The 24,061-nt window shown below is 67.6% G+C and carries 19 protein-coding genes; 7 read left to right on the top strand and 12 right to left on the bottom strand.

Annotated elements, in window-relative coordinates; genetic code table 11:
- Positions 1 to 83 precede the first annotated feature (83 nt).
- The 3 genes from BPET_RS02350 to BPET_RS02340 all read left to right on the top strand — a co-directional run bounded on the left by BPET_RS02350 (position 84) and on the right by BPET_RS02340 (position 3,234).
- On the top strand, positions 84 to 1,289 hold the full coding sequence (locus BPET_RS02350) for a CaiB/BaiF CoA transferase family protein (RefSeq protein WP_012247493.1): 1,206 nt from the start codon (positions 84 to 86) through the stop codon (positions 1,287 to 1,289).
- Between the two features lie 17 nt (positions 1,290 to 1,306).
- Entirely contained in the window at positions 1,307 to 2,155 is an 849-nt protein-coding gene (locus BPET_RS02345) for an enoyl-CoA hydratase-related protein (RefSeq protein ID WP_012247492.1), read from the top strand.
- A 74-nt stretch (positions 2,156 to 2,229) separates the two neighbouring features.
- On the top strand, positions 2,230 to 3,234 hold the full coding sequence (locus BPET_RS02340; protein WP_012247491.1) for a Bug family tripartite tricarboxylate transporter substrate binding protein: 1,005 nt from the start codon (positions 2,230 to 2,232) through the stop codon (positions 3,232 to 3,234).
- Positions 3,235 to 3,302: 68 nt separating this feature from the next.
- On the opposite strand, the gene BPET_RS02335 is transcribed toward BPET_RS02340, so the two are convergent.
- Positions 3,303 to 7,262 carry a DUF3683 domain-containing protein gene (locus BPET_RS02335; RefSeq protein WP_012247490.1) on the bottom strand — a complete coding sequence of 1,320 codons (3,960 nt, stop codon included), beginning with the start codon at positions 7,260 to 7,262 and terminating at the stop codon, positions 3,303 to 3,305.
- A gap of 80 nt (positions 7,263 to 7,342) precedes the next feature.
- The gene (locus tag BPET_RS02330) at positions 7,343 to 7,906 is read right to left on the bottom strand and encodes a YqaA family protein (protein WP_041862646.1); all 564 of its coding nucleotides are present in this window, start codon (positions 7,904 to 7,906) and stop codon (positions 7,343 to 7,345) included.
- Positions 7,907 to 8,685: 779 nt separating this feature from the next.
- On the opposite strand from BPET_RS02330, the gene ilvA reads away from it, so the two are divergent.
- A complete protein-coding gene (gene ilvA / locus BPET_RS02325) occupies positions 8,686 to 10,194 on the top strand; it encodes a threonine ammonia-lyase, biosynthetic (RefSeq protein ID WP_012247488.1) in 1,509 nt (502 codons plus the stop codon).
- A 147-nt stretch (positions 10,195 to 10,341) separates the two neighbouring features.
- Here ilvA and BPET_RS02320 read toward each other — a convergent pair whose 3' ends face one another.
- Both BPET_RS02320 and BPET_RS02315 read right to left on the bottom strand, forming a co-directional pair.
- Positions 10,342 to 11,460 (bottom strand): porin, encoded by a 1,119-nt coding sequence (locus BPET_RS02320; RefSeq protein WP_012247487.1) that lies wholly within the window; start codon positions 11,458 to 11,460, stop codon positions 10,342 to 10,344.
- 315 nt (positions 11,461 to 11,775) lie between these two features.
- Complete coding sequence (locus BPET_RS02315) at positions 11,776 to 12,156, bottom strand: DUF4148 domain-containing protein (protein WP_012247486.1); 381 nt, start codon at positions 12,154 to 12,156, stop codon at positions 11,776 to 11,778.
- A gap of 258 nt (positions 12,157 to 12,414) precedes the next feature.
- Here BPET_RS02315 and BPET_RS02310 point away from each other — a divergent pair, with 258 nt between their 5' ends.
- On the top strand, positions 12,415 to 13,332 hold the full coding sequence (locus BPET_RS02310; protein WP_012247485.1) for a LysR family transcriptional regulator: 918 nt from the start codon (positions 12,415 to 12,417) through the stop codon (positions 13,330 to 13,332).
- Between the two features lie 55 nt (positions 13,333 to 13,387).
- Here the strand turns inward: BPET_RS02310 and BPET_RS02305 are convergent, their stop codons facing one another.
- The 8 genes from BPET_RS02305 to purT form a co-directional block, all read right to left on the bottom strand.
- Positions 13,388 to 13,936, bottom strand: a complete 549-nt coding sequence (locus tag BPET_RS02305) for an adenine phosphoribosyltransferase (protein WP_012247484.1) — start codon at positions 13,934 to 13,936, stop codon at positions 13,388 to 13,390.
- Between the two features lie 57 nt (positions 13,937 to 13,993).
- Positions 13,994 to 15,676 (bottom strand): thiol reductant ABC exporter subunit CydC, encoded by a 1,683-nt coding sequence (cydC, locus tag BPET_RS02300; protein ID WP_012247483.1) that lies wholly within the window; start codon positions 15,674 to 15,676, stop codon positions 13,994 to 13,996.
- Positions 15,673 to 17,457 (bottom strand): thiol reductant ABC exporter subunit CydD, encoded by a 1,785-nt coding sequence (gene cydD, locus BPET_RS02295; protein WP_012247482.1) that lies wholly within the window; start codon positions 17,455 to 17,457, stop codon positions 15,673 to 15,675. Before cydD ends, cydC begins: the two co-directional genes overlap by 4 nt.
- The gene (cydX, locus tag BPET_RS02290) at positions 17,454 to 17,576 is read right to left on the bottom strand and encodes a cytochrome bd-I oxidase subunit CydX (RefSeq protein ID WP_012247481.1); all 123 of its coding nucleotides are present in this window, start codon (positions 17,574 to 17,576) and stop codon (positions 17,454 to 17,456) included. The genes cydD and cydX overlap by 4 nt, the downstream gene beginning before the upstream one ends.
- 12 nt (positions 17,577 to 17,588) lie before the next feature.
- Positions 17,589 to 18,743: a cytochrome d ubiquinol oxidase subunit II gene (gene cydB, locus BPET_RS02285; protein WP_012247480.1), complete on the bottom strand. Its 1,155-nt coding sequence runs from the start codon at positions 18,741 to 18,743 to the stop codon at positions 17,589 to 17,591.
- 15 nt (positions 18,744 to 18,758) lie between these two features.
- Complete coding sequence (locus tag BPET_RS02280; protein WP_012247479.1) at positions 18,759 to 20,336, bottom strand: cytochrome ubiquinol oxidase subunit I; 1,578 nt, start codon at positions 20,334 to 20,336, stop codon at positions 18,759 to 18,761.
- A 131-nt stretch (positions 20,337 to 20,467) separates the two neighbouring features.
- Positions 20,468 to 21,013: a GbsR/MarR family transcriptional regulator gene (locus tag BPET_RS02275; RefSeq protein WP_012247478.1), complete on the bottom strand. Its 546-nt coding sequence runs from the start codon at positions 21,011 to 21,013 to the stop codon at positions 20,468 to 20,470.
- 108 nt (positions 21,014 to 21,121) lie between these two features.
- Positions 21,122 to 22,336 (bottom strand): formate-dependent phosphoribosylglycinamide formyltransferase, encoded by a 1,215-nt coding sequence (gene purT / locus BPET_RS02270; protein ID WP_012247477.1) that lies wholly within the window; start codon positions 22,334 to 22,336, stop codon positions 21,122 to 21,124.
- Between the two features lie 113 nt (positions 22,337 to 22,449).
- Between purT and BPET_RS02265 the strand changes: the two genes are divergently transcribed.
- Both BPET_RS02265 and BPET_RS02260 read left to right on the top strand, forming a co-directional pair.
- Positions 22,450 to 23,439 carry a KpsF/GutQ family sugar-phosphate isomerase gene (locus BPET_RS02265; protein ID WP_012247476.1) on the top strand — a complete coding sequence of 330 codons (990 nt, stop codon included), beginning with the start codon at positions 22,450 to 22,452 and terminating at the stop codon, positions 23,437 to 23,439.
- Complete coding sequence (locus tag BPET_RS02260) at positions 23,436 to 24,044, top strand: KdsC family phosphatase (RefSeq protein ID WP_081482956.1); 609 nt, start codon at positions 23,436 to 23,438, stop codon at positions 24,042 to 24,044. The genes BPET_RS02265 and BPET_RS02260 overlap by 4 nt, the downstream gene beginning before the upstream one ends.
- The last annotated feature ends 17 nt before the right edge of the window (positions 24,045 to 24,061 follow it).

The following is a 24,061-nucleotide window of genomic DNA, read 5'->3' as shown; positions in this document are numbered from 1 at the left end:
GCCGTATGCCCCGCTGCCTATCCTGCCTGCATGACGAGTAAGCATGCACGGACGCCATCGCGGCGTCCGCAGGGAGGCGGCAAATGTTCCAGCAGAGTCTGCGCGGATTGAAGGTCATCGATTTTTCGCATGTCCTGGCAGGCCCTGTCTGCACCATGATGCTGGCCGACATGGGCGCCGACGTGATCAAGATCGAGCCGCCGGGCGGGGAGCTCGGCCGGCAGATCGGCCCGCCATGGATAGGCGGGGAAAGCGCCGTATATCTCAGCGTCAACCGCAGCAAGCGCGGCATCGTGCTGGACCTGAAATGCGCGCAGGGCCGGGAAGTGGCGCAACGGCTGGCGCGCGGCGCCGACGTGGTGGTCGAGAACTTCCGGCCCGGCGTCATGAAAGGGCTGGGCCTGGACTACCCCACGCTGGCCGCCATCAATCCCAGGCTGGTCTATTGCTCGATATCCGCCTACGGACAGCAGGGCCCGCTACGCGACCGTGCTGGCGTGGACGGCATCATCCAGGCGGCGGGCGGCCTGATGAGCACGCTGGGCGAGCCGGACGGCGCACCCGTGAAAGTGTCGATTCCGGTCACCGACATGGTGACCGGCTACCTGGCCACGATCGCCATTCTTGCCGCGCGCGCTTCGGCGCAGCAGCGCGGACACGGCGAGCACCTGGATATCAGCCTGTACAACGCCACGCTGATGTTGCAGCAGATTGGCTTTGCCTCGTACTTCGCCACGCATACGGTGCCCGCTCGCACGGGCAGCGCCGCGCCGTACGCGGCCCCCAACGAGGCATACCAGACCCGTGACGGATGGATCATGGTGGCGGCCTACCATCCCCAACGCTGGCATGCGTTGTGCACGGCCCTGGGCGCGAACGAGCTGGAGCGCGATGAACGCTTTGCCTCCAATGCCAGCCGGGTCGCGCATCGCCAGGCGCTGAGACAGGCGCTGGAACCCCTGTTCCGGCAAAAAGACACCGACGCCTGGGTGCAACTGCTGGCGGCCCACGACATCCTGTGCGCGCCCGTCGCGACGTATGACGAGGTGGTGCGCTCGCCCGAGTACGCGGCCAGCGGCATCGACAGCTGGGTGGACCACCCCATCGCCGGCCCGGTGCGCCTGCCGGCGTTCGTGCCGGGACCGGCCCACGCAATTCCCGGCACGCGCGCCGCCACGGCCGCACCCATCCTGGGCGAGCACACGCGACAGATTCTCGAAGAATGCGGCTACAACGCGCACGCCATCGAAACGCTGGAAAACGCCGGCGCGCTTGGCCTGCCCGCCTGACCCCATGAAAGGAAGCCATGATGCACCCACATGAACTCCCGCCGCCCGTCGACAGCCTGCCTTCCCGCACGCTCGTGCGGCAAGACTGTGCCAGCGGCGTGCTGACATTGAGCATGGACGCCCCGGAGACCGGGAACGCAATATCCACCCACATGGCCGAAGCGCTGGCCCAGGCGCTCGAGCGCGCCAATACGCGGCCGGACGTGCACTGCGTGCTGCTGCGCTCCACAGGCAGGCATTTCTGCACGGGCGGCAACGTCAAAGACATGGAGCGTGGCGCCGATTTGATGCAAGGCTCGCCGGCCGACATCCACAGCCGGCTGAAGCAGAGCCTGCATCGCATCACGCTTGCCCTGCGCTCTTTGCAAGTGCCGTCCATCGCGGCAGTCAACGGCGCCGCGGTGGGCGCGGGCTGCGACCTGGCGTTGATGTGCGACCTGCGGGTGGCCAGCGACCGAGCCACGTTCGCAGAGAGCTTCCTGCGCCTGGGCCTGGTATCGGGCATAGGCGGAGCATGGTACCTGACGCGCATCGTCGGCACGGCAAAGGCGCTGGAGCTGACGCTGACCAGCGAATTCATCGACGCGCCCACGGCCTTGCGACTGGGCCTGGTCAACCAGGTGGTGGCGCCCGATGAACTCGACGCCTACAGCAGAAATCTGGCGCTGCGTATCGCGAGCAACCCGCCACAGGCCTTGCGCATGGCCAAGCGCCTGGTGCTGGATGCCGCCGAGTCGAGCCTGCCCGCGGCACTGGAAAACGCGGCCGCGCTGCAGGCCATTCTGCTCACGGGCCAGGAACACAAAACGGTCGTGCGCCAGTTTTTGCAGCAACGGGCACAGAGAGCTACCCCCACAACTGCCTGACAGGCGCAGCATCTGTCCCGCCGTCGCAGCGGCCGCCTTCACCCACCAAGAGGTTTAAAACAGGAGACAACACCATGAAAACCGCCGCATTCCACCTGGGCCGCCTGGGTCGCGCCGCCGGCCTCGCCGCCATTGCCGCCCTTGCCACCCTATTCGTCCTGAACGCCGCGCCGGCGCAGGCCGCGCCATACCCGGACAAGCCCGTTACCGTCATCGTGCCGTTCGGCGCGGGCAGCGCCACCGACCAGCTGGCGCGCGCGCTTTCGGCATCGGCCACGCCATTGCTGGGGCAGCCGGTGGTGGTCGAGAACCGGCCCGGCGCAAGCGGCATGATCGCCGCGCAACACGCGGCCCGGGCGGCGCCCGATGGCTACACCGTGCTGATCACGACCAACACCACGCAGGTGGCCAATCCGCATCTCTTCAAGAAACTGCCTTATGACCCCCGCGCCGACTTCACGCCGCTGACGGGATTGGGCGCGGGCGGCATGGTGCTGGTGGTGCGGGAGGATGCGCCCTATCGCACCGTCGACGACCTGGTGCGGCAGGCGCGCGAACACCCCGGCAAACTCACCTTCGGCAGTGGCAACTCATCGAGCCGCATCGCCGGGGAAATGTTCAAGCAATTGACCGGCACCGACATCGTATGGGTGGGCTACAACAGCAACCCGAATGCGCTCAACGACTTGCTGGGCGGCCATATCGACATGATGGTGATCGACACGGTAACGGGCCTGTCCCAGATCGCCGCCGGCAAGCTGCGGCCCCTGGGCGCCTCGACGTCGCGGCGCCTGCCGCAACTTCCCGACGTGCCTACTCTGCAAGAGGCCGGCATCGACGGCTATGACATGAGCTACTGGTTCGCGGCCTACGTGCCGGCCGGCACGCCGCCGGAAATCGCCGACAAGCTCGCGCAGACGCTCACCCAGGCCGAGGCCAGCCCGCAGGCGCGCGACTTCTTCCAGAACTCCGCCACCCAGGCCTGGACGACCAGCCGGGCCGAGCTTGCGGCCTTCCAGGACAGCGAACTGGCCAAATGGGGCAAAGTCATCCGGGCGGCGGGCATCCAGCCCGAGTGACGCCGCGCCCCCCGGCGCGGGCGCGCGCAACAAAAAGGCCGCGGATCGCGCGGCCTTTTTGTTGCTGCTTACACCAGCACTCGTTCGATACCGCCCGAGTTGGCGCGCTTGACGTACTCTTCCATCCACTGCTCGCCCAGAATATGCCGGGCCATTTCGACCACGATGTAGTCGGCTTCCATGGCGGTGTCGCCTTCGTAGCGCGTCAGGCCCTGCAGGCATGACGGGCAGGAGGTCAGCACCTTGACGTCGCCCGCGTAGCCGTCCTGCCGCAGCGCGGCCTGATTCTTCTGCAGTTCTTCCTGCTTGCGAAAGCGCACTTGCGTGGACACGTCGGGACGGCTGACCGCCAGGGTGCCCGACTCGCCGCAGCAGCGGTCCGTCTTGATGGCGCCCTCGCCCACCAGCGAGCGCACCGTCTTCATCGGATCCTGCAGCTTCATGGGCGTGTGGCAGGGGTCGTGGTACATGTATCGCACGCCCTTGGCGCCTTCCAGCTTGATGCCTTTTTCCAGCAGGTACTCGTGGATGTCGATCAGCCGGCAACCCGGGAAGATCTTGTCGAACTCGTAGCCCGCAAGCTGGTCGTAGCAGGTGCCGCAGCTGACCACCACGGTCTTGATGTCCAGGTAGTTCAGCGTATTGGCCACGCGGTGGAACAGCACGCGGTTGTCGGTGATGATCTGCTCGGCCTTGTCGTTCATGCCGTTGCCGCGCTGCGGGTAGCCGCAACACAGGTAGCCTGGCGGCAGCACCGTCTGCACGCCGGCATGCCACAGCATGGCCTGGGTGGCCAAGCCCACTTGCGAGAACAGCCTTTCCGATCCGCAGCCCGGGAAATAAAACACCGCTTCGGTGTCGGCCGTGGTGGCCTTGGGGTCGCGGATGATGGGCACGTAGTTGGCGTCTTCGATGTCCAGCAGCTTGCGGGCGCTTTGCTTGGGCAGGCCGCCGGGCATTTTCTTGTTGACGAAGTGCACCACCTGCTCGCGCAGCGGCGGCTTACCCACCGTGGCCGGGGGATGCGCAGTCTGCTTGCGCACGAAGCCGGACAGCAGGTCATGGGCCAGGCGCTGCGCCTTGTAGCCCACCCCGACCATGGCCTTGCGGGTGGCATTGATGGTGGCCGGGTCTTTGGCGTTCAGGAAGAACATGGCCGCCGAGGTGCCGGGATTGAACGACTTGCGTCCCATGCGGCGCAGCAGCGCGCGCATGCTCATGGACACGTCGCCGAAGTCGATGTCCACCGGGCACGGGTTGTAGCACTTGTGGCATACCGTGCAGTGGTCGGCCACGTCTTCGAATTCTTCCCAATGCTTCAGGCTGACACCGCGGCGGGTCTGCTCTTCGTACAGGAAGGCCTCGACCAGCAGCGAGGTGGCCAGGATCTTGTTGCGCGGCGAATACAGCAGATTGGCGCGCGGCACGTGGGTGGCGCACACCGGCTTGCACTTGCCGCAGCGCAGGCAGTCTTTGATGGACTCGGAAATGGCGCCGATGTCGCTCTGCTGCATGATGAGCGACTCGTGGCCCATCAGGTTGAAGCTGGGCGTCCAGGCATGGCGCAGGTCGGCGCCGGGCATCAGCTTGCCCGCGTTGAAGTGCCCGCGCGGGTCGACACGGCGCTTGTATTCCTGGAAGGGCGCCAGCTCGGCATCGGTCAGGAACTCGTATTTGGTCAGGCCGATGCCGTGCTCGCCCGAGATCACCCCGTCGAGGTCGCGCGCGATCTGCATGATGCGGGCCACCGCCTGGTGCGCCTCGGTCAGCATTTCGTAGTCGTCGGAGTTGACCGGGATGTTGGTGTGCACGTTGCCGTCGCCGGCGTGCATGTGCAGCGCCACGAACACGCGGCTTTTCAGCACGCGCGCATGGATCGCCTTGAACTCGTCGAGAATGTGCTTGCCCGTGGCGCCCGAGAAAATGGCCTGCATGGGCGCCAGCACCTCGGTTTTCCAGGACACGCGCACGGTGCGGTCTTGCAGCACATTGAACAGCGTGGCGTCCGGCTGCGCGGCCACGCGATCGGCCAGCGCGCCCTGCAGCGGCGTCATGCCCAGGCCGGGCAGGTCGGGCAGCGCCTGGTGCAGCGGCAGGTCGAGGTTGTCGAGCAGCCACTGCCAGCGCTTGCGCACCAGCGCCAGCACCTCGACAGCCTGGCGGGTGTGCTCGGCCAGCGCCTCGGCTCGGGTGGCCTCGTCTTCGGCATCTTCGGCCTTGCCCACCGGCAGCGGCACCGCCAGGAACGCGTCCAGTGCATCGAGCAGCTTGAGCTTGTTGCGGGTAGACAGCTCGATGTTGATGCGCTCGATGTGGTCGGTATATTCGCCCATGCGCGACAGCGGGATGACCACGTCTTCGTTGATCTTGAAGGCGTTGGTGTGGCGGGCGATGGCCGCGGTGCGGGAACGGTCGAGCCAGAATTTCTTGCGCGCCTCGGCGCTCACGGCCACGAAGCCCTCGCCGTGCCGCGTGTTAGCCAGCCGCACCACTTCGCTGGCGGCGGCCGCCACGGCATCTTCGTCGTCGCCGACGATGTCGCCGATGAGCACCATCTTGGGCAGCGTGCCGCGCTTGCTCTTGGTGGCATAGCCCACCGCGCGCAGGTACCGCTCGTCCAGGTGCTCCAGGCCGGCCAGAATGGCGCCGCGCGCCCGGCCTTCGCCGTCGAGGTAACCCTTGACCTCGACGATGGACGGAATGGCGTCGCGCGCCTGGCCGAAGAACTCCATGCACACCGTGCGCGTGTGGCGCGGCATGCGGTGCAGCACCCAGCGGGCCGAGGTGATCAGGCCGTCGCAGCCTTCTTTCTGCACGCCGGGCAGGCCGGCCAGGAACTTGTCGGTAACGTCCTTGCCCAGGCCCTCTTTGCGGAACACGCGGCCGGCGATCTCGAGCTGTTCGGTTTTCAGCAGCTTTTCGCCGGGCTTGGCGGCGCCATCGAACCATTTCAGTTCGAAGCGGGCCACGTCCACGTCGTGGATCTTGCCCAGGTTGTGTTCCAGGCGCGTGACTTCCAGCCAGTTGCCGTCCGGGTCGACCATGCGCCACCAGGCCAGGTTGTCGAGCGCGGTGCCCCACAGCACGGCCTTCTTGCCGCCCGCGTTCATGGCGATGTTGCCGCCCACGCACGAGGCTTCGGCCGAAGTCGGGTCCACGGCGAACACGAAGCCGGCCTGTTCGGCGGCCTCGGCCACGCGCTTGGTGACCACGCCGGCGCCGGCGTGGATGACCGCCGCCGGCTCCGTCAGGCCAGGCAGGATACAGGACTCGACCGGCCCCAGGCTGTCGAATTTCTCGGTGTTGATGACGGCCGACTTCCAGGTCAACGGGATGGCGCCGCCGGTATAGCCGGTGCCGCCGCCGCGCGGCACGATGGTCAGCCCCAGCTCGATACAGGCGCGCACCAGGGCGGCGGTTTCGGCTTCGCTGTCGGGCGTCAGCACCACGAACGGGTATTCCACGCGCCAGTCGGTCGCGTCGGTCACGTGCGACACCCGCGACAGGCCGTCGAACTTGATGTTGTCGCGCGCGGTGATGCGGCCCAGCGTTTTCAGGGCCTGCTTGCGCAGGTGCTGGGTCTGGTCGAACTCGCTTTCGAAGGCCGCCACGGCGGAACGCGCGCGCGCCAGCAGCTCGACCACCTTGGCGTCGCGCTGCGGGTCGTGACCCTCGGGCGTGGGCGAATCCGGTTCGCGGCGCTTGTCGATCTCGCCCAGGCGATGGTGCAGCGCGCCCACCAGCAGCTTGCGCCGCTTGGGATTGTCGAGCAGGTCGTCCTGCAGGTAGGGGTTGCGGCGCACCACCCAGATGTCGCCCAGCACTTCGTAGAGCATGCGGGCCGAACGCCCGGTGCGGCGCTCGCCGCGCAGGTCGGACAACCACTGCCAGGCGTCGTCGCCCAGCAGGCGGCCGACGATTTCACGGTCGGAGAACGACGTGTAGTTGTACGGGATTTCGCGCAAACGCGCGGTGGCTGCAGGCGGAATCGCCGCGGACAGGATTTGGCTGGCGAGGGGGGCGTTCATGGACAACCGGGGAATAAGCCCTTAAAGAATCATTTTATGACATTGTGCGGGCCGCCCGCCCGCCGCCCTCCCGCCCGGCCTCAGACGGGCTGGGGGAAGAACCACAGCAGCCCGGCGGTCATAACCGTGTAACGGGCGAATTTGCCGATGGCCATGTACAGCACGCTGGGCCAGAAGGCCAGCCGCAGCCAGCCGGCCACGGCGCACAGGGGGTCGCCCACGGCGGGCAGCCAGGACAGCAGCAGCGCCGGCGGCCCCATGCGGTGCAGCCAGTCGTGGGCATGCAGGTGCCACCGGCCGCGCATGCGATCGGCCGGCCCGCCGGGCCGGGCCGCCGGGTGGTCCGGCTCGGCGCCGGCCGGATGCGGGTGTTTTTCGCGCCAGCGCTCCAGCGCCCGGTGGGCGCCCAGCCCCATGGCGTAGCTGATGGCGCCCCCCACGGTATTGCCCACGGTGGCCACCAGCACGGCCGGCCAGAACATGTCGGGGGCCAGCTTCACGAAGCCGAACACCGCCGGCTCGGAGCCCAGCGGCAGCAAAGTCGCCGAAACCATGCTGATCACGAAAATGGCCGGCAGCCCGACTTCGGGCAGGGCCACCAGCGCCAGCAGCCAGTGGACGGCGTTCAGCAGGCTTTGTTCCATGATGGGCGGCAGTTTAGCTGGTTCCGGGCGAGGGTCGTGGGGGCTCGTTGTGCGAGGGGTCCGGGTTGTGCGGGGGGGTCGGGTTTGCGGGGGGGTCGGGTTTGCGGGGGGGTCGGGTTTGCGGGGGGTCGTCTTTCTTCTCGCGTCGCGGCGCGGGGGCGCGAGCGCCTTGGCTTCACGGTGCCGTCCGGGCGCCCCGCGCGCCCGGACCCGGCCCCGAGGCGCCGCGGCACTCGCGCCCCCACGCCACGACTCGCAGTGAAGGATGATCGGAGCGTCGCCGGGACGATCCCGGTTCTTGCATTTTGGGCCGCCGGGAGGGGAAGGGAAAAAAATCTTGCGGGGCCGGCATTCGCGGCCGCCCAGCGCGGCCGCGAATGCCATTCAGAACGCGAAAGGCCAAGGCTGCTGTTCAGTAGCATATCTGGTGTCTGACTCCCGCCAGGGTGTCAGACACCGCCTCATGCCACGGCCGTCTCCGTCATGCGGTGTCAGGCACCCTTCGGGAGCCTGACACCTTGTACTGGCACGCATGCTGCCATTTGAATGGCGTGCGGCGCCGCGCAGGGCGGCGTCGCGCGTCGGCCCCGCAAGATTTTTTCCCTTCCTCACCCGGCGGCCCAACAATGCGAAAACCCTGCCCTTCCCAGCAACGCTTGCGCCTACCCGCCGCGACGCCACAAGAACAACTGCCCACCCGACGCAAGAAGCACCCAGGCCCCGTGTGATATTCTGCCTGACGCCTTTTTCCCCCCTCTGTCACCGCTCTTTGCGTCGCCATGTCCGCCGATTATCTGAAACGCATCCTGACCTCCAAGGTCTACGACGTCGCCGTCGAATCCCCCCTCGAATCCGCTCCCCTGCTGTCCCAGCGAATTTCGAACACGGTGCTGCTCAAGCGTGAAGATACCCAGGCGGTGTTCAGCTTCAAGCTGCGCGGGGCCTACAACAAAATGGCCAACCTGGCGCCGGCGGCGCGCAGCCGCGGGGTCATTGCCGCCTCGGCCGGCAACCACGCCCAGGGCGTGGCGCTGGCGGCGGCGCGGCTGGGCTGCCGGGCCGTCATCGTCATGCCCACCACCAGCCCGCAGGTCAAGATCGACGCGGTGCGCCGGCTGGGCGGCGAAGTGGTGCTGGCCGGCGAAAGCTTCTCAGACGCCTACGCACACGCCCAGACGCTGGAAAAGAAAGAAAAACTCACCTTCGTGCACCCCTTCGACGATCCCGACGTGATCGCCGGCCAGGGCACGGTGGGCATGGAAATCCTGCGCCAGCATCCCGGCCCCATCGACGCCATCTTCGTCGCCATCGGCGGCGGCGGGCTGGTGTCGGGGGTGGCGGCGTACGTGAAGCAATTGCGCCCCGAAATCAAGATCATCGGCGTGCAGACCGAAGATTCCGACGCCATGCTGCGCAGCGTGCGCGCCGGGCGCCGCGTGCAGCTCAACGACGTGGGCCTGTTCTCGGACGGCACCGCGGTCAAGATGGTGGGCGCCGAAACCTTCCGCCTGACCCGCCAGTACGTCGACGATTTCGTGGTGGTCGACACCGACGCCATCTGCGCCGCCATCAAAGACGTTTTCCAGGACACACGCAGCGTGCTGGAGCCCGCCGGCGCCATGGCGGTGGCGGCGGCCAAGCAGTACGCCGCCCAACACAAGCTCAAAGGCAAGACCCTGATCGCCATCGCGTGCGGCGCCAACATGAACTTCGACCGCCTGCGCTTCGTGGCCGAACGCGCCGAAGTGGGCGAAATGCGCGAGGCGGTGTTCGCCGTCACGCTGCCCGAGCAGCGCGGCAGCTTCCGCCGCTTCTGCGAACTGGTCGGGCACCGCAGCGTCACGGAATTCAACTACCGTATATCCGACGCCCAGCGCGCCCATGTCTTCGTGGGGCTGCAGGTCAACTCGCCGGCCGAGTCTGACAAGATCGCGGCCAATTTTCGCCGCAATGGCTTCGACACGCTCGATCTCACCCACGACGAAATGGCCAAGACCCACTTGCGCCACATGGTGGGCGGCCGCTCGGCGCTGGCCAGCCACGAGCTGTTGTACCGCTTCGAATTCCCCGAGCGCCCGGGCGCGCTGATGCGCTTCCTGAACGCCATGAATCCCGACTGGAACATCAGCCTGTTCCATTACCGCAATCAGGGGGCCGACTACGGCCGCATCCTGATAGGCATCCAGGTGCCGCCCTCGGACAAGAAGCAGTTCAAGACGTTCGTCGCCGAACTGGGCTATCCGCACTGGAACGAAACCGACAACCCGGCCTACAAGCTGTTCTTGTAAGCTGCCCAAAAAAGTGGGGGCCTCCAAAGAGGCCCCCTATCTAGGCACTCACACGCCCGGCGCAAACCTTCGCGGGGTCAGTTGTCACTCGATGGCCAGCGGAGAAAGCCACGCGTTCGTCAACCCGCGCCGGGACATGTGAAGTACTTAGAAGCGGTGACGCAGGCCGACGGCCACAGCGGTGCTGCGCTGGTCTTCCTGGAAAGCCCAGTTGTCGCCGTACGAACCCATCGCGTACAGGTTGGTGCGCTTGCTCAGGTCGTAGGTGTAGCCCAGGCTGAACGTGTTGCTCGTGGCATCGTCGCCAGCCAGACGGCTGTTGTTGATGTCGGCACGCTGCCAGGACGCCCAGATGTTGCTGGCGCCGCCGATCGGGGCGCTGATGCCCAGCAGGTACGAGTTGACGCGCGAGCCGTCGGCCAGTTTCCAGCTGCCCAGCCCCGTGCCGTCGACGTCGCTCAGGCCATCGATGTTCGTGCCGACGAACCAGCCGTCAAACGTCTGGCCGAACGCGGCCGAGACCTTGACCACTTCGAAATCGTAGGCAGCGCCGATGATGTACGACTGGACGTTGTCGGTGTCGTACTGGCCCTTGGTGCGGCTGCTGTCCGCACGCAGGTTGTCGTACGACAGGGCCACATCCAACGGGCCATTCTGGTAGCGGGCGCCAACCGTCACGACACGGTTGTTGTTGTTGGTGCGGAAGCCGCCGCCGGTGGTGGCGTTGTCGTCAGCATTGAAGGAGTAGCCGACGCCGAACTTGAAGCCCGAGAACGACGGGGTTTGGTACAGCACCATGTTGTCCAGGCGGACAGTGTTGGCCGAGCTGAACGACGTGCCCATGGTGGCCTGGTCGTAGCTGATGCCCGAGGGGTCGATGCCGGCGAAGTACTTCGAGGCCAGGTTGGTTTGACGGCCGAAGTCCAGTTGGCCCCAGCTGTCGCTTTGCAGGCCGACGGTGGCTTGACGGCCGAACAGGCGGCCGCCTTGCGAGGACGTGCCGTTGTTGGGCGAGAAACCGCCTTCCAGGGTGAAGAGCGCCTTCAGGCCATCGCCCAGGTCTTCCACGCCGCGCAGGCCGAAACGCGAGCCGCTGTTCACGCCGTCCACGGCGCCGATACGGCTGGCTTTGTCGCCATTGGAGCCCTTGACTTGGTTGTAACCGATACCCGCGTCAATCAGGCCGTACAGCGTGACCGAGGTCTCGGCTTGGGCCACGCCTGCGAAGCCGGCAGCCAGCGCAACGGCCAGTAGCGTTTTTTTCATGATGAGTTTTCCTAAAGCAGAGTGACAGGAAAGGCCATGCGCAACCTGGCTGGCCCTAGGCGAGGCCAAACGGCGCATGCACGAGTAAAAGTATCTTTCCAACCGCAATAGGGATTAACCACGAATTTGGAGAGTTGTTTTTCAAAAATGCGAGTAAAGCGGCTGGCGCCCTGCCCCGGACTCAGATTTCCCCTGGCGTACGGCTGATTTCGGCGGGTCGGCGCCAGCGGCGGCCAGGGTTTCTTGGAGCGCCGCTGGCGTTGCAATCCAGCAACACTCGTACAAGTTTGGGCGCCGGCAGCGCCCAAAGCGGGCTCAGCGATCGGACGGCGGGTAGTCGAGGTCGCCGAAACTGACCTCGCCGGCAGCCTTGGCGGCGGCCAGTTCGGCGCGCACCTGGGCGCGCGTCTTGTGGGTGGCGGGACGCTGTTCGGGCGGATAGTCCAGCTCGCCCGAACTGAGTTCGCCGGCCGCGCGGGCCTGGGCCAGCTCGGCGCGCACCTGCTCGCGGGTCTTGTGCGTGGTCACCCGCTGCTCGGGCGGATAGTCGAGTTCGCCGAACGACACTTCGCCGGCCGCCTTGGCGGCAGCCAGTTCGGCGCGCACCTGGGCGCGGGTCTTGCCTTCGGCGTGAGCGGACATTCCTGTCACCGTGAGGGTCGTGGCCATCAAGGCGGCCAGCAGGGCTTTCATCATACTTCTCCTGGAATACAAACCGGCGCGGCGGCGCCATGCGGGCAGTATCCGGCGACCAGGACTCAGTAAAAACCCTGGATTTGGCGAACATTTTTCCATTAATGGAATCCGCGACGCGGGTTCTTCAGCCCCTTCGCCCGGGAAGCCGGCGTCCAACGCCGCCGCGGCGGAACAGACTTTTCCATTTTTGGTGAACAATATTTGCCTCGTGATGAGATATGTTCTCCATCTGGCAGTTGAATCCCCGCAGAAGCCATCATGGATATCCAGCTAAACGACATCGCGCTTTTTGTCGAGGTCGCCAAGCGCAAGAACTTCAGCCACGCCGCAGAAGCCTTGAACATGCCCGCCTCGACGCTGTCGCGGCGCGTCAGCGAGCTTGAGCAGAACATCGGCATGAAGCTCTTGAACCGCAGCACCCGGCGCATCGAGCTCACCGAGGCCGGCCTGGTGTATTTCGAGCGATGCCGCCCCATCGTGGAAGAAGCGCGCGTGGCGCATGACCAGCTGCTGGACATGGCGGCCCAGCCCAAGGGGCGCCTGCGCGTGTCCATGCCGTCGAGCCTGGCGCAGCTGTTCCTGCCGGCCGTGATCCGGGAGTTCCGCACGCAGCACCCGGACATCGAATGCGATTTCGACCTGAACATGCAGCACATCGACCCCATCAGCAATCCGTTCGACCTGGTGCTGCGCTTTGGCCGCCAGCCGGACTCCAGCCTGGTGGCGCGCCAGATCATGCTGATGAAGCATCGCCTGTATGCCTCGCCGCAATACCTGGAGCGGCACGGCGTGCCCCGCGTGCCCTCTGACCTGGGCCATCACGAATGCCTGCGCCCTGCCATGAGCGAAGCATTTTCGTACTGGGTGCTGCATTCCGGGGAAAAGGTCGAGCGCGTGGCGGTGTCGGGCCGCCTGGCGGCCAATAATGTCGGCATCCTGTCGCGCCTGGCAAGCCAGGGCCTGGGCATTGCCCCGCTATTGGTGTTCGACGCGATCGGCCAGCCGATCCGCAACCGCGGGCTGGTGCCCGTGTTGCCCGACTGGAGCCTGACGCCCATTCCCCTGTTTGCGCTGATGCCGTCGCGCACCATTCCCGCCAAGACGCGCGCCTTTCTCGATTTCATCCAGCCGCGCCTGGCCGAGCCCGGCTCGTGGGCCATGAGCGAAGCCGCCTAGCGCGGCCCGGCACACGCCCCCCGGGCGTCATTTCGCGCCATTTTGCGCAATTACGCTATTCAGCGCTGTCGTAGCTGCACACGGTGAACAGCGGCGTGCCCGTGGCCGCCACCTTGCCCGAGCCGCCCAGTTCGGGCAGGTCGATGATGGCGGCGGCTTCGACCACGTTGGCGCCCAGCCGCTGCAGCAGCTTGATGGCCGCCAGCATGGTGCCGCCAGTAGCGATCAGGTCGTCCACCAGCAGCACGCGCTGGCCGGTACGCACCGAATCGGTGTGCATTTCCACTGACGAGTTACCGTATTCCAGGGTGTACGACTCGGCCACCGTGCGATACGGCAGCTTGCCCTGCTTGCGCACCGGCACGAACCCCAGGTTCAGCTCGTAGGCCAGCACGCTGCCGATGATGAAGCCGCGCGCATCCACGCCGGCCACCAGGTCGAGGCGCTGGCGCATGTAGCGATAGACGAACAGGTCGATCAGAACGCGGAACGTGCGCGGGTCTTGCAGCAACGGGGTAATGTCGCGGAACACCACGCCGGGGCGGGGCCAGTCGGGGACGCTGCGGATGGTGCGCCGGATGAGCTCGGCGGTGTCGGTCTGCATGGGCACGCCCCGGATAGAGAGAATGAAGCAACGCGAACTATAACCGTGCCCAGGCGGTTAGGCCAGATCAGCGGCCGCCAGGCGGCCGCCGCGCAGGACCAGGGTGCGGTGCACGGCGCCGGGCGGCAAGGCGGCGTGCGTAACCAGCAGCACTGTGCGGCCACGCGTGGCCCGCGCCAGGTCGTTGAAAAACGCCGCCTGCGCGGTTTCGTCCAGCCCGGCGGTCGGCTCGTCCAGCGCCAGCACCGGCGCGGGTGCAAGCAAGGCGCGCGCCAGGCACAGGCGGCGCGCCTGGCCCGCCGACAGGCTGGCGCCAGTCTCGCCGGCCCAGGTGTCCAGGCCGTCGGGCAGGCCGCGCACGAAATCTCCCAGGCCGGCCGCGTCCAGCGCACCCCACAGCGCGGCGTCGTCAGCGCCAGGATCGCCGATCAGCAGGTTGGTGCGCAAAGTGCCCAGGAATACCGGCGCGTCCTGCGCCAGCCAGGCCACCCGTCGATGCAGCTGCGCCTGCGCCGCCTCGCGCACGTCCACCCCGCCGAAGCACACGCTGCCGGCCTGCGGATCTTCCAGGCGCAGCAGCAGGTGCAGCAGCGTGGACTTGCCGGCGCCGCTGGGGCCGGTAATGGCAACGCGCTCGCCGGGTGCGATCCGCAGGCTGGCGCCGTCCAACACCGGCCCGCCGGACTGGCCGGCCGGCGCCGGATAGGCGAACCGCACCGACCGGAATTCGATGGCGCCCTCCAGGGGCAACGCCCGCGGTTCGGGCGGGTCGCGCTGGTCGGGCGCCTGGCGGGCCACGGCCTGGATGCGCCGCGCCGCGGCGATGGCGCCGCCCAGCCGCGCGGCGCCCCGCATCAGCGGGCCCGCCACTTCGAACACACCAATCACCGCCAGCACCAGGCCCGCCAGCAGCGGCCCGTCCAGGCGCTGCCGCTGCAGCGCGTCCAGGCCGAACCACAGCATCGCCACCAGGCTCGCGCCGGCCAGGGCCTGCAGCATCCACAAGCCGCCAGCGGCCGCCTTGACCTGCCCCTCGCGCGCACGGGCCGCATGCGCGCAGTGCGCCGCATAGGCCAGGCGGACTTGCGCGGCAGCATGCCAGGCCACCAGGTCGGCATGCCCTTCCACCGCTTCCAGCGTGGCGGCCCGCAATTCGGCGTGGCTGGCTTGCATGGCCTGCCCCGGCCGGCGCGCCGCCCACGCCAGCCATGCCGGCACCAGCAGGCAGGCGGCCAGCATGGCCCAGGCCAGGGTCCAGCCCGCGGCCGGCGCCCAATGACCTACGACGACGGCCAACAGCGTGGCGGCGAGGCCGGCGGTCGCCATGGGGGCCAGCACGTGTAGGAATACCGTGTCCAGCGCATCGACGTCGCCGGTCAGCCGCGCCACCAGATCGCCGGCCTGGTAGCGCGCCAGTTGCCGCGGCGTCAGGCCCACCAGCGCGCCGAAAACGCTGGCGCGCAGGTCTGTCAACAGGCGCAACGTGGCCGCGTGGCCCACCAGGCGCTCGGCATAGCGCGCCGCGATGCGCGCGAACGACAGCATGCGCACCAGGGCGGACGGCACGAACAGGTTGAACGCGGTGGCGGCGCCGGCCAGCGCCGCGGCGCTGAGAAACCAGCCCGACACACCCAGCAGGCCAACGCCGGCTGCCACGGTCAGCAACGCCAGCAACAGCGCGGCCGCCAGCCCGCCGGCCCGGCGCCGGTACAGTGGCAGCAGGTGCAGCAGCGCTCTCATGCCTGATCCAGCTTGCCGTGCGCCAGGCGCACCCTGTGCGGCAGGCGCCGCGCCACGGCATGCGCGTGCGTGGCCAGCAGCAGCGTGCGCCCCCGCGCGAACGCCAGTATTTCGTCGAGCACGCGCGCCTGCGTGGCTTCATCCAGGTGGGAAGTGGGTTCGTCCAGCAGGATCAGACCCGGATCGCGCAGGAACAGGCGCGCCAGCGCCACGCGCTGCGCCTGCCCGCCCGACAGGCCCGCTCCCCGGCTGCCCAGCGGCGTGTCCAGCCCGGCCGGCAAGGCCTGCGTGAACTCGTCGACGCAGGCGCGGCGGGCGGCCGCGCGCACTTGCTCATCGGAAGCGTCGGGCCGGCCCAGGCGGATGTTGTCGGCAATGCTGCCCGCAAATAGATAGGGGCGCTGGCCCACCAGCACTACCCGTGCGCGCAGGTCGGCATCGTTCCAATCGGCCAGGGGCACGCCATCCAGGCTGACGGCGCCCGCGTCCGCGCGCAGCCGGCACAGGGTTTCCAGCAACGTGGTCTTGCCGCTGCCGCTGGGCCCCATCAGGGCCGCGTGCATGCCGGGCTGCAACGCCAGGCGCGCATCGTCGAGCACTGGGTTTGGCCGTCCGGCGGCACGCACGGTCAGGCCGTGCGCAACCAGCGAAGCGGGCGGCGCGGCCCGCCTGGAAGATGCCCCATCCTCGTCAGGTGTCTGACACCCCATGAGAGGCGCCACATTGCCATCCCCTGCCTGCGCGTCCAGGTCCGGCAGGCCGTCGAAGGCCGCGGCAACCTGCGACACCGCCGCGCGGGCGGCGGCGCGGTCATGGTAATGCGCGGCGAACTGCCGCAGCGGCGCGTAGGCCTCGGGCGCCATCAGCAGGCAGAAAAAACCCGCCTGCAAAGTCAGCGGCGAGCCACGCAGATCCAGGAAACCCAGATATGTCAGGCCGAAATACACCGCCATGCCAGCCACGCCCAGCGCTGCGAAGAACTCCAGCACGGCCGACGACAGGAACGCAATGCGCAGCACCGCCATCGTGCGCCGCCGTACGGTTTCGCTGGCCAGCGCCACCGATTGCGCCTCGGCCTCGGCGCGGCCATAGAGTTTCAGTGTCGACAGGCCCCGCAGGCGGTCGGCGAAGAAACCCGACAAGCGCGCGAACGCACGCAGGTGGCGCCGGCTGGCTGCCTCGGCGCCCCACCCCACCAGGGCCATGAACAAAGGAATCAGCGGCGCGGTCACCAGCAGCAGCAGGCCCGCGATCCAGTCTACCGGCAAGAGCACGGCGGCAAAGGCCACCGGCAGCACGGCTGCCGCCACGGCCGCGGGCAGGTAGCGTGAAAAGAATCCGTCCAGCGCCTCGACCTGGTCGACGATGGCGCTGGCCAGTTCGCCCGACACTTGCCCGCGCGACCATGCCGGCCCCCGCGCAAGCAGCTGGTCGAACAGGGCCAGCCTCAGGCGCTGCTTGATGGTTTCGGCGGCCCGCGCCCCGGCCCGCTCGCCCAACCAGGCCAGCCCCGCGCGCGCCAGAATCAAGCCGGCGATGGCGCCGATGGCCGGCGCCAGCTCAGCGCGCGGCGCGTGCCCGGCAATGGCGGCGTCGAGCACATGGGCCAACAACCACGCCTGCACGAGCAGCAAGGCGCCCCCCAGCAAGGGGGCGGCGGCCGCCAGCGCCAAGGGCGCGCGCACCGCGCGCGCCTGCGCTGCCAGCCAGCGCGTGTGTTCGCGCTGCGCCGGCCCCTGCGCGGCAGCCGGATCGGGCGCCAGCCCCGGCGTGCCGCTCACGCGCCGCCGGGCCGGGCGGGATCGTGCTCGCCGCCTTCGCGCAGTTCAAACCACATGGCATTCAGGATGCCGAACGCGCAGGCCAGGCTCAGGCCGAGAATCCACGAGAAATACCACATGCGCGCATGCTCCTAGTAAGAGTTGGGCGTGCCGTCGACCGACTCGCTGGTGACCTTGCCGCGCATGACGCGATACACCCACGAGGTGTACAGCGTAATGATGGGCAGGAAGAACGCCGTGGCCACCAGCATGATCCACAACGTCAGCCGGCTGGATGATGCATCCCATATCGTCAACCCGAAGCGCGGGTCGGACGAGGACGGCATCAGGAACGGGAACAGCGCCAGGCCAACGGTCAGGATGACGCCAACGATGCTCAGCGACGAAACGATGAAGGTCAGGCTGTGCCTGCGTCCGCCCAGCATGGCCGCCACCAGCAGGGCCCCGCCGACGCCCAGGGCCGGGGCGATCCAGGCCAGCGGCCAGCGGGCGAAGTTGCCCATCCAGGCGCCAGGCTGCGCCACCACGGTCTTGAGCAGCGGATCGGACGGCGCCATGCCGTCGAGCGCGCCGGTGATGACATGGCCGTCGATGCCGTTGGCCACCCAGAAGCCGCCCGCCGCGAACAGGGCCGCGGTGAGCAGTGCCGCCAGGCGCCCGGCGCGGCGCGCGCGCGCCGCCACCGCGCCGTCGGTGCGCCAGGCCAGCAGCACCGCGCCGTGCATGATCAGCATGGCAACACTGAGCAGGCCGGCCAGCAGCGCAAAGGGGCTGAACAGCTGGTAGAAATGCCCATGGTATTCGGGCCGCAGCGCGGCCGCGTCAAAGCCGAACGGCACGCCCACGATAAGGTTGCCCATGGCCACCCCGAACACCAGCGCGGCCACCACGCCCGAGGCGCACAGCACGTGGTCCCAGGTGCCGCGCCAGCGCGTGCCTTCCATCTTGCTGCGGTATTTGAAGCCCACCGGGCGCACGATCAGGGCGACCAGCACCAGCATCATGGCCAGGTAGAAGCCGGAAAACGACGCGGCGTACAGCAGCGGCCAGGCGGCAAAGATGGCGCCGCCGCCCGTAATCAACCAGACCTGGTTGCCTTCCCAGACGGGGCCCACCACGTTGATCACCACGCGGCGCTCAACATCGGTGCGGGCCACCACGGGCAGCAGTGCCGCGACGCCCAGGTCGAAGCCATCCATCACGGCGAACCCAATCAGCAGCACGCCCAGCAGCGCCCACCAGATCACCCGCAGGGTGGCGTAGTCGAAAGGAATCAAGCTTTCCATTTGCGCGCTCCGTGATCAGTAAGCATCGACAGCCGCGGCGACCGGGTCGGCCGGCGACGGGCGCGGGGCCGGAAGGTCGGACTTGGGCCCTGCCTTGATGGCATGCAGCATGACCTTCACGCCTATGACCAGCAATGTCGTATACAGCGTCAGGAAGATCGTCAGGCTGATGGCCAGGTCGACCAGCGTCAGCCCCGACGCAGCGTAGTACGTGGGCAGCACGCCCTCGATAACCCACGGCTGGCGCCCGTATTCGGCCACGAACCAGCCGGCCTCGATGGCGATCCATGGCATCGGCAGGCTCCACAAGGCAACTTTCAGCAGCGCCGGGCGGCTGTCGAGCTTGCCGCGCGAAGCCAGCCAGAAGGCCACCGCGAAGAACAGGATCAGGTACAGCCCCACCGCCACCATGATGCGGAACGCCCAGAACAGCGGCGCCACATGTGGAATAGTGTCCGCGGCGGCCTGCGCGATGTCGGCGTCGGTGGCCTTGCTCAGGTCGGGCTGGTGCCGCTTGACCAGCAGTGCGTAGCCCAGTTGCGGCCAGGTGCGGTCGAGAGTCATGCGCGCCTCGGTGTCGCCCGGGTTGGCGCGGATGCGCTGCATGGCGTCATAGGCCACCAGGCCTTCGCGAATGCGCACCTCGGCGCGCCGCACCAGGTCGTCGATGCCCAGCAGCGGCGTGGTCAGCGAACGCGTGCCGATGATGCCCATGACATAGGGAATCTCGATGGCGAAATCATTCTTGCGCTCGGCCTGGTTGGGAATGGCGAACAGGTTGAAGCTGGCCGGCGCGGGCTCGGTGTGCCACATAGCTTCGATGGCCGCGATCTTCATCTTCTGGTGTTCGGTGGTCAGATAGCCGCTTTCGTCGCCCAGCACCACCACCGACAGCGCCGAGGCCAGGCCGAAGCTGGCCGCCACCGCCATCGAGCGCTTGGCCAGGTCCACGTGGCGGCGCCGCAGCAGGTACCACGCGCTGATCGACATCACGAACATGGCGCCGGCCACGTAGCCGGCGCTGACCGTGTGCACGAACTTGGCCTGCGCCACCGGGTTGAACACCACGGCGGCGAAGTCGGTCATTTCCATGCGCATGGTGTCGGGGTTGAACACCGCCCCCACCGGATTCTGCATCCAGCCGTTGGCGATCAGGATCCACAGCGCCGAGAAGTTGGTGCCGAAGGCCACCAGCCAGGTCACCGCCAGGTGGCCGACTTTGGACAGGCGATTCCAGCCGAAGAAGAACAGGCCGACGAAAGTGGCTTCCAGGAAGAACGCCATCAGGCCTTCGAGCGCCAGCGGCGCGCCGAACACATCGCCCACGTAATGGCTGTAGTACGACCAGTTCATGCCGAACTGGAACTCCATCACCACGCCGGTGGCCACGCCCAGCGCGAAGTTGATGCCGAACAGCGTGCCCCAGAACATGGTCATGCGGCGCCAGATGTCGCGCCCGGTCATGACATACACGCTTTCCATGATGGCCAGTATGAACGACAGGCCCAGCGTGAGCGGCACGAAGATGAAGTGGTACATGACTGTCGCGGCGAACTGGAAGCGCGACAGGTTGACGACGTCGAGATCGATCATGGGAGTTCCTTAAGAAAGGATGGCAAACCACGATGGCGCGGGCACTCCCCGGCCGACACGACAGCTGGCCCAGGACAAGGGCCTATCAGGCAGCTTCATAATGATGCATTCCTTCTTTTAACTCCGCGATGTCATTCCCGGCCCCGCAGCTTGCCGGCAAAACCCAACACTTTCTGTACCTTGGCGCCCAGCTTCATCAGACTTTGCAGCGTTTCGGGCGGCAGCTGGTGCACCTCGTCGAACCAGCCGGTGCACAGCTCGATCAGTTCGAGCATTTCGCTCATGCGCTGCTGGGCATGAACCTCGGAGTCGCCGGCCGGCGGTTCCAGCAGCGTTTCGCGCAGCAGCGTCAGGGTGGGATCGATTTCGCGCCGGCGCTTTTCTTCCATGAGAATGCGAAAAATCTCCCACACATCGTGCGGCGTCTCGAAGTAATCGCGCCGGTCGCCCACCTGGTGCACCAGCTTGACCAGGCGCCACGATTGCAGCTCTTTCAGCCCCATGCTGACGTTCGAGCGCGAAAACCCCAGCGCCTCGGCAATGTCGTCTGCATGCAGCGGATGGGGCGAAAGGAACAGCAAGGCGTAGATCTGCCCCACCGTGCGGTTCACGCCCCAGCGGCTGCCCATTTCGCCGAAATGCAGGACGAAACGCTCAGTTTGGGGGCTTAGCGGCATAATTTGTTACTTTGATTTCAGTAATTTCTGAAATTATCGAATTAACCCAGATCAAAAGCAAGTCAAAAAAAACCGCCCCGTAGGGCGGTCATGCCGGTTTGAGGGGCTTCAAGCCTTGACAACCACGGCCTTCGATACCCGCTTGGCCTTCTCGCGTGCTGCCTCGATATCTGGCGCGGTGGCCAGCGCGACGCCCATGCGGCGCTTGACGTAGGACTCGGGCTTGCCGAACAGGCGGATGTCGGTGCCCGGTTCAGCCAGCGCCTGCGCCACCTGGTGGAACGACACCCCGCGGGCATCCACGCCGCCATAGATGACGCTGCTGGCGCCCGGCTGGCGCAGGCTGGTGTCCACGGGCAGGCCCAGCAGGGCGCGGGCATGCAGCTCGAATTCGCTTTGCACCTGGCTGATCATGGTGACCATGCCGGTGTCGTGCGGCCGCGGGCTGACTTCCGAGAACCAGACCTGGTCGCCCGCCACGAACAGCTCGACGCCGAACACGCCCATGCCGCCCAGATTGTCGGTAATGGCGCGGGCAATGTCGCGCGCGCGCTCGAGCGCCACCGGCTGCATGGGATGGGGCTGCCAGCTTTCGATGTAGTCACCGTCGGCCTGCAGATGGCCGATGGGTTCGCAGAAATGCGTGTGGATGGCGCCATCGGCGCCGCGCGCGCGCACGGTGAGCAGGGTGATTTCGTAGTCGAAGCGAATGAACCCTTCGACAATGATGCGCCCGGCGCCGACCCGGCCGCCTTCTTGTGAATACTGCCAGGCGGCGGCGATGTCGTCGGGACCGTGGATGACCGACTGGCCCTTGCCGGACGACGACATCACCGGCTTGACCACGCAGGGGTAGCCGATGCCGTCGTCGATGGCCTGGCGCAGCCCGGCCTCGGAATCGACGAACTGGTAGGGCGACACGGGCAGCCCCAGCGTTTCGGCCGCCAGCCGGCGGATGCCCTCGCGGTTCATGGTGAGCTGCGCGGCGCGGGCCGTGGGCGTGACGCGCGCGATGCCGGCGGCCTCGATCTCGACCAGCGCGCCGGTGGCAATAGCCTCGATTTCGGGCACGACCACCGCGGGGCGTTCTTGTTCGATGACCTTGCGCAGGGCGGCGGGATCGGTCATGGGGATGACGTGGGCGCGGTGCGCCACCTGCTGGCCCGGCGCGTCGGCGTAGCGGTCGACCGCGATGACCTCGACGCCCAGGCGCTGCAGGGCGATGGTGACTTCCTTGCCCAGCTCGCCGGCGCCAAGCAACATGACGCGCAGGGCCGAGTCGGACAAGGGCGTGCCCAGCACGGGCGCGGGAACTGAGGACATGATGGCGGACCTGATTGAAAGTTGTGTCGGGAGTTGAAACGGAAATTTGCCGCGCCAGCATGCCATAGCCCCCAGGCGGCGGCAACCTGCGATACTACGATTAAAATCCGCCCATGACTGACCATCCCCCTTCCCCGTCCGGCGCGGCCCTCGAATCGGCCCGCCGCACCCTGCACATCGAAGCCCAGGCCATCGCCGACCTCTCGGCGCGCCTGGACGACAGCTTCGCGCGCGTGGTCGACATGCTGCTGGCCTGTCGCGGTCGGGTCGTGGTGAGCGGCATCGGCAAGACCGGCCACATCGCCCGCAAAATCGCCGCCACGCTGGCCTCCACGGGCACGCCGGCCTTTTTCGTGCACGCCGCCGAGGCCATCCACGGCGACCTGGGCATGATCACCCGCGACGACGTCCTCATCGCCATATCGCATTCCGGCTCGGGCCAGGAACTGCTCACCATCCTGCCGGCGGCCCGCCGCATGGGCGCGGGCCTGGTGGCTATTACCGGCAACCCCGCCTCGGAACTGGCCCGCCTGGCCGACCTGCACCTGGACACCAGCGTGGCGCAAGAGGCCTGCCCGCTCAACCTGGCCCCCACCGCCAGCACCACCGCCGCGCTCGCGCTGGGCGACGCGCTGGCCGTCGCCTGCCTGGAAGCGCGCGGCTTCGGCCCCGAAGACTTCGCCCGCTCGCACCCGGGCGGCACGCTGGGCCGCCGCCTGCTCACCCATGTGCGCGACGTCATGCGCCAGGGCGCCGCGCTGCCCACCGTCAGCGAACAATCGGCGCTGTTCCCCGCACTGGAAGAAATGTCCGCCAAAGGCATGGGCATGACCATCGTGCTCGACGCGGCGGGCAAGCCCACCGGCATCTTCACTGACGGCGACCTACGCCGCCTGATCGAACGCCACGGCGACATCCGCAACCTGACCGTGGCGCAGGGCATGACCCGCATGCCCCGCAGCATCGGCCCCGACGCGCTGGCCGTCGAGGCGGCCCGCCAGATGGACGAGCAGCGCCTGAACCAGATGCTGGTTCTCGATTCCGACGGCGCCCTGCTGGGCGCCCTGCACATGCACGACCTGATGGCCGCCAAGGTGGTATGACCATGACGACTTCCCGCTCTTCCACCCACCCCGCCGAAGCCCTGGTTCTGGCCCGCATCGCGCCGGCCGTGCGCGAGCGGGCCGCCGCCGTGCGCCTGATGGTGTTCGACGTCGATGGCGTGCTGACCGACGGCAGCCTGTACTACAGCGAAAGCGGCGAGCTCTTCAAGCGCTTCCATGCCCTGGATGGCCACGGCCTGCGGCTGCTGCTCGAAGGCGGCCTGAAAGTGGCGCTGGTCACCGGCCGATCGGGCCCCATCGTCGACCGCCGCGCCGCCGAGCTGGGCATCGCCGAAGTCATGCAGGGCGTGCGCGACAAAGGCGCGGCCCTGGCGGAACTCGCCCAGCGCAACGGCGTCGAACTGAACCAGACCGGCTACATGGGCGACGACATCATCGACCTGCCCGCGCTGCAGCGGGCCGGCTTCGCCGCCAGCGTCGCCAACGCGCCCGGCTACATCGCCCAGGCCGCCCACTGGGTGGCCTCGCAGCCCGGCGGCAGCGGCGCGGTGCGCGAATGCTGCGACCTGCTGCTGGCCGCGCAGGGCCGGCTGGGCGCCTTCATGATGGCGCCCGGGCTGCTCGGCCCGGGCGCCATCCAGTAACTAGACCGCCGCCCGGC

The organism is Bordetella petrii, from assembly GCF_000067205.1.
Classification (GTDB): domain Bacteria; phylum Pseudomonadota; class Gammaproteobacteria; order Burkholderiales; family Burkholderiaceae_B; genus Bordetella_A; species Bordetella_A petrii.
Note: the sequence above shows the minus strand (reverse complement) of the source record. Positions and strands in the feature narration are given on the sequence as shown.

Coding starts and splice junctions, on each gene's coding strand:
- cydB (WP_012247480.1), bottom strand. CDS start 18,743: ATGGAAAGCTTGATTCCTTTCGACTACGCCACCCTGCGGGTGATCTGG.
- BPET_RS02275 (WP_012247478.1), bottom strand. CDS start 21,013: ATGCCGCTAAGCCCCCAAACTGAGCGTTTCGTCCTGCATTTCGGCGAA.
- ilvA (WP_012247488.1), top strand. CDS start 8,686: ATGTCCGCCGATTATCTGAAACGCATCCTGACCTCCAAGGTCTACGAC.
- BPET_RS02305 (WP_012247484.1), bottom strand. CDS start 13,936: ATGCAGACCGACACCGCCGAGCTCATCCGGCGCACCATCCGCAGCGTC.
- cydC (WP_012247483.1), bottom strand. CDS start 15,676: ATGAGAGCGCTGCTGCACCTGCTGCCACTGTACCGGCGCCGGGCCGGC.
- BPET_RS02330 (WP_041862646.1), bottom strand. CDS start 7,906: ATGGAACAAAGCCTGCTGAACGCCGTCCACTGGCTGCTGGCGCTGGTG.
- BPET_RS02335 (WP_012247490.1), bottom strand. CDS start 7,262: ATGAACGCCCCCCTCGCCAGCCAAATCCTGTCCGCGGCGATTCCGCCT.
- BPET_RS02345 (WP_012247492.1), top strand. CDS start 1,307: ATGATGCACCCACATGAACTCCCGCCGCCCGTCGACAGCCTGCCTTCC.
- cydX (WP_012247481.1), bottom strand. CDS start 17,576: ATGTGGTATTTCTCGTGGATTCTCGGCCTGAGCCTGGCCTGCGCGTTC.
- BPET_RS02265 (WP_012247476.1), top strand. CDS start 22,450: ATGACTGACCATCCCCCTTCCCCGTCCGGCGCGGCCCTCGAATCGGCC.
- BPET_RS02310 (WP_012247485.1), top strand. CDS start 12,415: ATGGATATCCAGCTAAACGACATCGCGCTTTTTGTCGAGGTCGCCAAG.
- BPET_RS02350 (WP_012247493.1), top strand. CDS start 84: ATGTTCCAGCAGAGTCTGCGCGGATTGAAGGTCATCGATTTTTCGCAT.
- BPET_RS02280 (WP_012247479.1), bottom strand. CDS start 20,336: ATGATCGATCTCGACGTCGTCAACCTGTCGCGCTTCCAGTTCGCCGCG.
- BPET_RS02260 (WP_081482956.1), top strand. CDS start 23,436: ATGACCATGACGACTTCCCGCTCTTCCACCCACCCCGCCGAAGCCCTG.
- BPET_RS02320 (WP_012247487.1), bottom strand. CDS start 11,460: ATGAAAAAAACGCTACTGGCCGTTGCGCTGGCTGCCGGCTTCGCAGGC.
- BPET_RS02340 (WP_012247491.1), top strand. CDS start 2,230: ATGAAAACCGCCGCATTCCACCTGGGCCGCCTGGGTCGCGCCGCCGGC.
- purT (WP_012247477.1), bottom strand. CDS start 22,336: ATGTCCTCAGTTCCCGCGCCCGTGCTGGGCACGCCCTTGTCCGACTCG.
- BPET_RS02315 (WP_012247486.1), bottom strand. CDS start 12,156: ATGATGAAAGCCCTGCTGGCCGCCTTGATGGCCACGACCCTCACGGTG.